Origin of the sequence: uncultured Finegoldia sp. (assembly GCF_947252345.1) — a bacterium.
In the GTDB taxonomy this organism is placed as follows: Bacteria; Bacillota; Clostridia; order Tissierellales; family Peptoniphilaceae; genus Finegoldia.
On the sequence record NZ_CAMXVC010000043.1, the window covers coordinates 1 to 10,662 of the forward strand.

Genomic DNA, 10,662 nt, shown 5'->3' on the forward strand with positions numbered 1-10,662 from the left:
TAAAAGAGTTAGCACTAACCATAGATGAAACAGACGATGATGTAATGGTTACAGTAAATTATTTAATCAATAAAGGCTTACTAGAAGTTGTAACAGAAAATGAGGGGATTTTCCCTACGATGAAGCCGGTTGGACAAAATGTTTCAAGTAATTCAGAAAACACAAAAGCAAAGAAGCTCGACTTATCGAAAGTTAAAGTTGAGCCACTATTTGAAGATTTTGTAGATTTTGACAAATTCTCAGAATCTGATTTTAGAGTAGTAAAAGTTAAAAAATGCGAAGAAGTGCCAAAATCTAAAAAGCTTTTGAAATTCACTCTAAATGATGGCTCAGGAACAGATAGAATTATTTTATCTGGAATTAAAAACTTCTATTCTGCAGAAGACTTAGTAGGAAAAACTCTACTTGCAATCACGAACTTACCACCAAGAAAGATGATGGGAGAAGATTCTTGTGGAATGCTTTTATCTGCAATCTGTGAATACGAAGGTGAAGAAGTATTGAATTTAATTATGTTAGATGAAAATATCCCAGCAGGTTCAAAAATTTATTAACCAACTCAATATTAAAAATAAACTTTCAAGACGATAAAAAAATTCTGTCGTCTTTTTTTGCTTATTTCATATCCATTTCATAAAACTTTTGTATTATGTATTTGTAATAAAAACAAAGGAGAAGTTTATGTTAAAAAATGCGATAGCTTATGTAACTAGAAGAAGAAACAGAAGTCTCATTATTTTTGTTATCTTGGCAATAGTCCTTTCGAGTTTGTATGCTTGTATGAGCATATCGAGGACACAATCAGAAATGGAGAAATCACTATATGAGTCATCCAATTCATCAATATCAATAACTAAAAAAAATCAGAATGGATACTTCAATCCGAATGACTTTGAAAAAATAAAACAAAACAAGGATATTAGGGAAGTAATTTATCATTATGAAGGCTTAGCAACTTTGACAAATGCAAGTGTGGTCGAAGGCAGTCAAAAAATTATGCGAGAAGATTTGTCCGATAATATGAGGAATCTAGTGTCTATTGATGCAACAAGTTCACAAAAGAAGAATGTGTTGTTCACAAGTGGTGTGTTCAAAATAAAAGAAGGAAGGAATTTAACCGAAGACGATAAGGATTCTATTCTCGTTCACGAGGATTTTGCAAAGAAAAACAAGTTAAAATTACACGACAAAGTAAGTTTGAAATTTATGAAGATGGATGGAAAATCCAATGTAATGGACGGAAATCAATATGAAATTGTCGGGATTTTCTCTGGCAAAAAGCAAGAAAAATACACAGGATTTTCATCGGATTACAGCGAAAATTCGATGTTTGTGAATTACAACTCGGCTCAGAAATCACTGAAGCTAAATTCTAATGAAAGACTTGTAAACAAGATTACTTTATTAACTCACAATCAAAAATCAATGGACAGTTTGATAAGAGAATTAAAAAGCAAATACTCTACCTCGTCATTTGAAATACAAAAAGACGACCTCGCATTCAAAGAGGCGATTCAATCTTTAAACAGCGTCAAACATATAATTTCACTTATGACTTACTCAATTATGATTGCAGGGTTGGTGGTGTTGTCATTGATTTTAATACTGTGGCTTAGAGAAAGAATCTACGAAATAGGCATACTTTTGTCAGTAGGAATCGAAAAGTCGAAAATAATAGGTCAGTTCATCTCAGAGCTTATAATCGTGTCAATACCAGCAGCGTTATTGTCAATTTTCTGTGGTGATTTAGTTGTAAAGCAAATAGTGTCTGGATTTGGAAAATCAGAGAACACGGCCTCTGTTGCTACAAGGCTGTTGACAACGAATTTACATGACAAATTTATAGTTTTTGCAAAAAGCTACACGTTGTTGATTGTCATAATAATTGCGTCAGTAATAGCAGCGTCGTCAATTATATTAATCAAAAAACCAAAAGAAATATTATCAAAAATTAGTTAGGAGATAAAAATGAATATATTAGAAATAAAAAATGTAAGTTATAGTTATGAAAGCTCTGGTGAAGAAGTTCTGTCACTAGTAAATATGGGGTTTGAACTTGGAAAATTTTACGCTATAATTGGAAAATCAGGTACTGGAAAATCAACCTTGCTTTCTTTACTGGCAGGGCTTGACAGTCCAGACAGTGGACAAATTTTGTTCAAAAATCAAAATATAGAAGAAAAAGGATACACAAATCACAGGAAAAACAACATATCACTTGTATTTCAAAACTACAACCTGATAGATTACTTGTCGCCATTGGAAAACATACGACTTGTGAATAAAACCGCCGAAGAAAACATATTGTTGGAATTGGGATTGGACAAAAGCCAAATCAAAAGAAACGTAATGAAACTTTCCGGAGGACAACAACAAAGGGTTGCAATCGCAAGGGCTTTGGTGTCTGAAGCGCCTATCATTTTAGCCGACGAGCCGACAGGAAACCTAGACGATTCAACAGCTAGTGAAATCATCAATGTTTTGAAAAAATTAGCCAAAGAGAGAAATAAGTGCGTGATTGTCGTTACCCATAGCAAAGAAGTTGCAAAAGCCGCAGACATCGTGCTGGAATTAAATGACAAAAAATTGCACGAAGTGATAGAAAATAATTAGGAGATGAAAATGATAAAAAACGCATTTTATTACGTTACTAGAAAAAGTTTAAAATCGATAATAATCTTAATCGTAATTCTGTTGATGTCATCTTTAAGTTTGATTAGCTTGTCGATAAAAGACGCAACTGACAAAGCATCACGAAAAACATTCGGAAATATCACTAATAGCTTTTCAATTGAAATAAATCGCCAAGTTAATCCAGGAACACCAAGAGGTGGTGGAAATGTAAAAGGAGAAGACATCAAGAAAATCACACAAACTTCGGACATTCAAAGCTATGTCAAGAGAATAAACAGCGTCGGCGACTTAGTTGGCTTAGATATAATCGAAACGCAAGAAACATTGGCAAATCAATCACCTGAAAGAGCTCAAAATTTCAAACGAACAGTTATGCTGACTGGAGTAAATGATTCATCAAAAGAAACGAAATTTGTTTCGGGTGCTTACAAACTTGTCGCTGGTGAACATTTGAGCAACAATGATAAGAATAAAATTCTTATTCACAAAGATTTAGCTGCGAAAAACAAATTAAAAATAGGCGACAAAATCAAAATAAAATCCAATTTGTTCGACGCTGACAACGAAAAACAAGCCAATGAAACTGTAGAAGTTACAATAAAAGGATTATTCGACGGGCACAACAACGGTGGAGTTAGCGCTGCACAGGAATTGTACGAAAACACATTGATAACTGATTTGAATACAGCCGCAAAAGTTTACGGTAACACAGAAGATTCAGCGACATACCAAGATGCGACATTTTTTGTAAAGGGCGACAAAAACTTGGATGATGTGATGAAAAGCCTTGGCAAACTCGATATTGATTGGCAACAGTACAATCTCATCAAAAGTTCGTCAAACTATCCAGCACTGCAAGAATCAATATCTGGAATATATGCAATTGCCGACAAATTATTTATTGGCTCACTTTTGTTTGCGGGATTGGTAGTGGCATTGCTGTTATTCTTGTGGTTGAACGCAAGGAAGAAAGAAATCGCCGTTTTATTGGCGATAGGAATGTCAAAAGTGCAGATATTTACACAATTTGTAGTAGAATTGCTATTAGTAACGATACCTGCATACATTGGGTCATTCTTCTTGGCTAGATTTGCAGCAGGTAAAATTGGCAACAATATTCTACAAAAAGTCACAGGAAACATCGCAGATAAAATAGCAAAACAATCTGCATCACAAAGTCTCGGTGGAGGAGCAGAAGTCGATGGATTCAACAAAACACTGACGAGTTTGGACATAAACGTAACTACAAAATCGCTTGTTTATGTTGTGATTTTTATGACGATAGTATTGTTGATTGCAATTGCGATTTCATCGACAAAAATTTTAAGAAAAAATCCAAAAGATTTATTGACAGATACAAAATAGAATTATCGGTGCGCCAGCATCGATAATTTTCTAATTGTGATAGACTATTGTATAATAAAAGAAAAGGAGCGACTATGAATATACTTGTTGTTGAAGATGACAAAATCATCAGAGAAGGAATATGCGAGTTTTTGTCGGAGTACGGATACAAAACCATCGAAGCAGAGGATGGTTTACAAGCCGTCACGATTTTCGATGAAAATGAAATTAATTTGGCTATACTCGACATACAACTTCCGTTGAAAAACGGACTCGAAGTTCTCGAACACATAAGAAAACAATCGAAAATTCCGGTACTGATGGTGACCGCATTCAGTGATGAAGAATACAAGATAAGTGCATTCACAAGTTTAGCTGATGGATACATTGAAAAACCATTCTCGTTGCCTGTGCTAAAAGTCAGAATCGAAGCCCTTATTAAAAAACATTACAGCGATTTAGACTTATTCCAGTACAAAAACACGACTATTAATTTTACGAGCTACACAGCAACATTGAACGGAAACAACGTAGATGTAAATGCGAAGGAATTGGAAATCCTTAAATACCTGCTCGACAATGAAGGACACGCACTGTCGAGAATGCAAATAATTGACAGCGTGTGGAAAGACACAGATGACATTCCATTCGACAGAGTAATTGATGTCTACATCAAAGAATTGCGAAAAAAACTGGAACTAGATTGTATCGTGACGATTAGAAATGTAGGGTACAAATTGGAGCGAAAATGAAAAACTTAAAAATATTCCCAAAAATGTTCATACAAATCTTCGCAGCACTCACAGCAACGGTGCTTTTTATTCACCTGTTGGTCTTTCTGATATTCCCAAAAACATATCTTGAAATCAGAAAAGAAGACATCTCAAAAAAGGCAACTGAAATATCGAACACAATGAACAAAAAACAACTGACCTACATCAATCAATCGCTCAACTTTTACTCCAACAACAATGAAATCAAAGCCTTCGTCAAGAATGCGTCAAGCAAAAACGAACTTCACATCAAAAACAACGTCCGTTTTGACAAAACAAGTGACAACAATTCACTCATAATTGAAGAACGACAGATAGAACTCAACGACGGCTCGAAAATCACACTGCAATTCGTATCCACAACAGATATGAAAAAAGACGCAAAAAATTTGAGCTTTAAATTTCTGCCGTATTCACTTTTGATTTCTCTGATTTTTTCGGGGATAATATCGCTAATTTACGCCAAACTAATCAACAACAACATCAAAGACATCAAGCACATTACAGATAAAATGATGACACTCGACAAAAAAGCGAGATTGAAAGTTCAATCCAGTGACGAGATAGGTCAATTAAAAACACAAATCAATGATTTGTACACGACACTATTAAAATCAATTGATGATTTAGAGAAGAAAAATGAGCAAATAATTCAACTAGAAAAACTCAAATACGATTTTTTCAGAGGCTCATCACACGAACTCAAAACACCAGTTGCCAGTCTGAAAATAATCCTCGAAAATATGAAATACAAGATTGGCAAATACAAAAACAGAGACGAATACATCGACAATTGCATCGAAATAGTCGACGAATTATCGCACAATATCTCGCAGATACTGACATTATCATCTATCGAAAACCTAAAAAATGATGCAGAACACATCGAAATCCATCAAATATTAACTGAAATATTGAAAACCCAAGAAGTGTTGATAAATCAAAAACAAATCACAATCGAAAATAACGTCACAAATGAGAAAATGTTTATCGGGAAAACAGCTCTCAAAATCGTACTTTCCAACATAATTGGCAATGCCGTAAAGTACACGAACACAAAAGGAACGATTGAGATAACGACTGAGGGCGGGTATTTGACAGTCTCGAACACTTGTGATGATGATTGCTTTGTAGACGAAGACAAAATATTTGACATAAAATGTGAACTCAACAAACAAAACAGCAACGGCCTAGGGCTTTATATAGTGAAAAGTTTGCTTTCTAATTACGAGATAAACTGCGAAATCACAAAAATTGAAAACAAAGTAATATTTAAAATAAAAATGTAAAGGAGCAAAAATGTTCATACTCGAATTATATCAAAATAGTGATTCTACCGAATTGGCAATTTTCAACACGATTGAAGAAGGCAGAGAATTTCTTGAAAAAACAAACTGCTATGAAACGAAAGAAGAAGATGGGATTTTTTATGAATACTTGAACGTAGAAAATTTACAAGAATACACCGAGATATTGCACAACGGCAATGTAATTCCACTCACAAAATATATGTTCACAGAAGTTGGAAAGGCGGAAATTTTCTGGAAAGAACTGCCAAATCTATCGCAAGAAGGAAATGGAATGGTCGAAAATTCAACGCGAGTGGACGCATATATGATACCAAACAGCGAATTGAAAAACTACATCGTATCACGAGAAAAAGCGTACAACGAAGTAAAAAAACATCTCGAAGAGAAAAATTACAAAGTTACGAGGAGTTTTTTTGGCTCGGAAGATGGCGAGGCGATAATGTACAAGAAAAAAGAAAAAGACGAGTGGCATTTTTTAACACATTTGGACCCTTCGCTATTTGAAAACAAAACAACAGAAGAAATAATTGACGATATAGACCGAGAATTAAATTAAATTACAAAATCGACACAAATTTTGTGCCGATTTTTTAATTGAAATAAAAAAATAATAAAAAACTTATAAAATATGTTATTTTTTTTTTTTTTGGGTATGAAGTATAGTGAGTATATAAATATATTAGAGCAAAAATTCTAACAATTTAATATTCTCAATATTGATGTATATTGTTCAATTACGAAAAGGAGGAAGCAATGAACAACAAGAAAATTAATAACATTGCCAAAATTTTATTGGCATTTGGTGTATTGGCAAGCCCAATGGTATTAGCAAATCAAGTATCTGCTGACAACGCCATTGTAAAAAACGATTCTGTACTAGAATCTAAGCTTCAAACACCTGAGGAAAACAAAAATCAACCTGAAAAAGACGAAGAAAAACCTAAAGTTGACAACGCTACTTCAAAGAAAAAAGAAGACGTTTCAGTCGTTGCACCTAAGGTAGAAGATAAGTCTACAACAGAAAAAGTAGAACCAACTACTGAGAAAACAGACAAAGTGGATGAAGGAAACAAAAACAATGCTACTCCATCAGGAACAAATGAAAAGAAAGAAGATGATTTTACTGCTCCACAACCTTTGACAGCTGAAAATAATAAACCTGACCCAGCTTCCAAGGATGAACCAAAAGGAAATGAGTCAAAAGAAGATGTCAAAACTTTGGAAAACGCTGAAAATAATGCAGAAAATAAAAAGGAAAATAACAAGGAAACTAAGTCAGAAGATAAACTCGAAATCTTTGAACTAAAATCTGTAGACCAACTTCGTGAACCTGCTGGAGAGACAACAGGCAATGATATATCTGCACAATTAGAAGAGTTAAAAGTAAATCTCTATGCCAACAATGAAGCCAAAAACGGCACTAAAGTTACTCCTCTTAGAGGACCAATAGAGGCTAACGAAGGTCAAGATATTGGTATGGATATTAGCTTTTATGTACCAAAGACTGTTAAAAAAGGCGATTATTTTGACATCAAACTTTCTGACACTGTAAACGGTTATGGTGCTACAAGTAAGGATGTAGCTTACAAACCAAAACTTTACGTAGGTGATGATGTAGTAGCTGAAGGTAGCTATGATCCAACTACCAATACTTTCAGATATGTATTTACAGAAGCAGCCCAAAAATATGGTAGATTCCGTCAAGATATAAATGAAGTTTTATATGTTGACCCTAAGAATGTAAAGAATAGTAAAGAAGGTGTAGAAGTATCTGCAAACCTCAATGGAGAAACAAAAAAGAACTTTGATGTAGACTACAGCCTTGAATTAAAAGATGGTGATGTTGAAATACCAAGTAATGGTGCTGGTACTATTAATGAACTTAAAGAGAATAAAGACCTTGGAGAGAAAAAAGGTACCTACGAGCAAACCTACTATGTAAACTATGCTGGTAAAAAGCAAAATGGTACAGAACTAACCTTTGAAAATAACGATAAGGCTGGAGACCATGGTATAACTACAGAATCAGAAGCTATATTCGATGATGATGTACTAAATAGCGTTAAAGTTTACAAGGTAAAAGACCCAAGTAAATTAAACGGAAGTTTTTATGTTGAAGATGATAACATAGAAGAAGTAGATTCTAATCAATATGATAAAGAACTCATAACCACTGGTAACGGTCTAGAAAAAAATGGTATGAAGATCAAATTTAAAAATCAGGGTTCAACTGATACCTACGTAGTAAAATACCAAGGTAAATACGACCCTAAGAAATTCGTACAAATCAAGAGTACAATGATTGCTAACCCTAATGAAGCATATTCATCAGCAGTTCACGCTTCTACTGTATCCCTAAAGAGCGCTAAGTCTGCTCCAAAAGCAGATGAAGGATTTTTCTGGGAAAACCACATTTTCCAAACTCTTGACGAAGATGGTAAGGTAGTCTCTACTGATTTTATCCACGATTTTGTAAACTATGCTCATGGTACAAAAGAAGAGACATATAGGACTGAAAAGCAAGATGTAGCTGGATATGAAATCTATAAGGTAGAAAATCAAGACGAAGCTCAAGCTGATTCTCTTGGTAACGAGACTACAGGTCATTTCGTTAAAGGTAAAAGGTCTAAAGCTCTCTATTTCTATAGAAAGATTCAAGGTTCTTTAACTGTTTGGCAAGATGAAGAAGGTAATGATGTTCAACAACCTGAAGATGGTTTGAAAGATAAGATAGACGCACCAGCTGGTTATACGTTTGTAAAATCAGAACCTACTGAAACACTTAAAAATGGTAAAAAGAAAAATAAACACATCTACCACAAGATAGTTACCAGATACGTAGAAGAAGGCGAAGAAGGTAAAGAACTTAAAGAAAAGGTAGACGGAGCTCATCCAGATACCGCAGGTACTGCTGTAGAAAACTACCATAAAGTAGGTGAAAATACTGATCCAAAAACTGGCGATGTTACAAATATCTACCACAAGATTATCACAAAGTGGGTTGATGATAAGGGTAAGGTTCTTAAAGGCCCAGAAGACGGTCCAAAACCAGATAATGATGGTGTATGGGATATACCAGAATATAAATTAGTAGGTGAACCTAAAGTAGATCCAAAAACTGGTGATGTAACAAATATCTATAAAAAGATAGAAGTAGACTACACAGCATGGGTAGATGATGAAGGTAACCGTATCAAACAGCCAGAAAAAACATTAAAAGATAAGGGCGATGATCCAGACGGCTACAAGTTTACCGGAACTACTGAAGAAAAAGATGGTGATACAACGAGACGTATTCACCACTATCGCAGGTTAAAAACTAGATGGGTAACAGATGTTGATAGTGAAGAGCTTAAAGACGAAGAATATGGATCAAAAAAATACGAAGATTTTAAAGCTGACTTCGAAGGCTATAAGTTTTTAAAAACTAAGGTTCGTAAAGATGGCGATGTGGTAAATATCTACCACAAGATAGTTACCCAATGGATAGATAAAGATACATTGGATCCTCTAAAACCTAAAGAAGATGGTGCAAAACCAGATGACGATGGAAATGATATTGCTAATTACAAGTTTGTAAAAAAAGTTGTTGATCCTGAAAATGGAAATATAATAAATTATTATCATCAAATCAAGACAAGATGGGTTGAAATGGGAACAGGTACCGAACTAAAAAACACAGAAGTCGGAGCTCATCCAGATGATGATGGCAAGTGGGATATACCAGAATATGGTTTGGTAAGCTCAGTAACTGATGTTAAAACTGGTGATGTTACAAATATCTATCAAAAACTATTGCCACCTTACACTATTTGGGTTGATGAAGACGGCAAACAGATTAAAGAGCTAGAAGATGGCTTGAAAGAAAAAGGTAATGCCCCAGATGGCTATGTATTTGTAAAGTCAAGTGAAAATGAAGAAATCGAGGGTGGTAAGGGACATAGAAATGTTCATATCTACCGTAAAGTCGTAACCAAATATGTCGATGAAAATGGAAAAGAAATTCCAGACAATCCTCCAGTAGTTGGAACACATGATAAGAAGGATATTCCTGGTTATGAATATGTAAAGAAAACTGGCGGTGGTTCAGATGGTGATGTAATTCATGTTTACAAAAAGAAAACCAAAAAAACATCATATGTAGACCTAAATGGAAATGAAATTCCAAATAATCCACCAGAAGATGGAACACATGAAAAGAAAGAAATCAGTGGATACACATTCGACAAGACAGAGACAGATGAAGATGGTAATGTTAAACATATCTACAAGAAGGTAGTAGTAAAAACATCCTATGTAGATGAAGATGGTGGAGAAATCAAGGACAACCCACCAGTAGAGGGTGCTCAAGAAAAGAAGGATATTCCTGGATACAAATTTGTTGAAACAAAGAATGTTGATAACGGTGATGTAATCCATGTCTATAAAAAGATAAGTCCAAAAACATCCTATGTAGATGATAATGGTAAGGAAATTGATGGCCATCCAACAGTAGACGGTAAAAAGGAAAAGGCCGATATTCCAGGATATTCTTACCAAGGAGAAGAAGATAAGGATGGAAATACTATCCACAAATACCATAAGATAGTAACAAAATATGT

General features: G+C 34.5%; 7 protein-coding genes and 1 pseudogene. All 8 read left to right on the plus strand.

The window, feature by feature from the left end:
- Positions 1-554 (plus strand): annotated as a pseudogene (locus tag Q0X02_RS07485) (hypothetical protein); the annotation flags it as partial.
- A 127-nt stretch (positions 555-681) separates the two neighbouring features.
- Positions 682-1,959 (plus strand): ABC transporter permease, encoded by a 1,278-nt coding sequence (locus Q0X02_RS07490; RefSeq protein WP_297813856.1) that lies wholly within the window; start codon positions 682-684, stop codon positions 1,957-1,959.
- A 9-nt stretch (positions 1,960-1,968) separates the two neighbouring features.
- Positions 1,969-2,613 carry an ABC transporter ATP-binding protein gene (locus Q0X02_RS07495; RefSeq protein WP_297813859.1) on the plus strand — a complete coding sequence of 215 codons (645 nt, stop codon included), beginning with the start codon at positions 1,969-1,971 and terminating at the stop codon, positions 2,611-2,613.
- 9 nt (positions 2,614-2,622) lie between these two features.
- A complete protein-coding gene (locus tag Q0X02_RS07500) occupies positions 2,623-3,999 on the plus strand; it encodes an ABC transporter permease (RefSeq protein WP_297813861.1) in 1,377 nt (458 codons plus the stop codon).
- Positions 4,000-4,073: 74 nt separating this feature from the next.
- Complete coding sequence (locus Q0X02_RS07505) at positions 4,074-4,730, plus strand: response regulator transcription factor (RefSeq protein WP_297813864.1); 657 nt, start codon at positions 4,074-4,076, stop codon at positions 4,728-4,730.
- Positions 4,727-6,040, plus strand: a complete 1,314-nt coding sequence (locus Q0X02_RS07510) for a HAMP domain-containing sensor histidine kinase (protein WP_297813867.1) — start codon at positions 4,727-4,729, stop codon at positions 6,038-6,040. Before Q0X02_RS07505 ends, Q0X02_RS07510 begins: the two co-directional genes overlap by 4 nt.
- A 10-nt stretch (positions 6,041-6,050) precedes the next feature.
- Positions 6,051-6,617 carry a hypothetical protein gene (locus tag Q0X02_RS07515; RefSeq protein WP_297813870.1) on the plus strand — a complete coding sequence of 189 codons (567 nt, stop codon included), beginning with the start codon at positions 6,051-6,053 and terminating at the stop codon, positions 6,615-6,617.
- A gap of 197 nt (positions 6,618-6,814) precedes the next feature.
- Positions 6,815-10,662, plus strand: a 3,848-nt coding sequence (locus Q0X02_RS07520; RefSeq protein ID WP_297813873.1) for an Ig-like domain-containing protein, incomplete at its 3' end; no start/stop codon positions are given.

Coding starts and splice junctions, on each gene's coding strand:
- Q0X02_RS07505 (WP_297813864.1), top strand. CDS start 4,074: ATGAATATACTTGTTGTTGAAGATGACAAAATCATCAGAGAAGGAATA.
- Q0X02_RS07515 (WP_297813870.1), top strand. CDS start 6,051: ATGTTCATACTCGAATTATATCAAAATAGTGATTCTACCGAATTGGCA.
- Q0X02_RS07490 (WP_297813856.1), top strand. CDS start 682: ATGTTAAAAAATGCGATAGCTTATGTAACTAGAAGAAGAAACAGAAGT.
- Q0X02_RS07500 (WP_297813861.1), top strand. CDS start 2,623: ATGATAAAAAACGCATTTTATTACGTTACTAGAAAAAGTTTAAAATCG.
- Q0X02_RS07510 (WP_297813867.1), top strand. CDS start 4,727: ATGAAAAACTTAAAAATATTCCCAAAAATGTTCATACAAATCTTCGCA.
- Q0X02_RS07495 (WP_297813859.1), top strand. CDS start 1,969: ATGAATATATTAGAAATAAAAAATGTAAGTTATAGTTATGAAAGCTCT.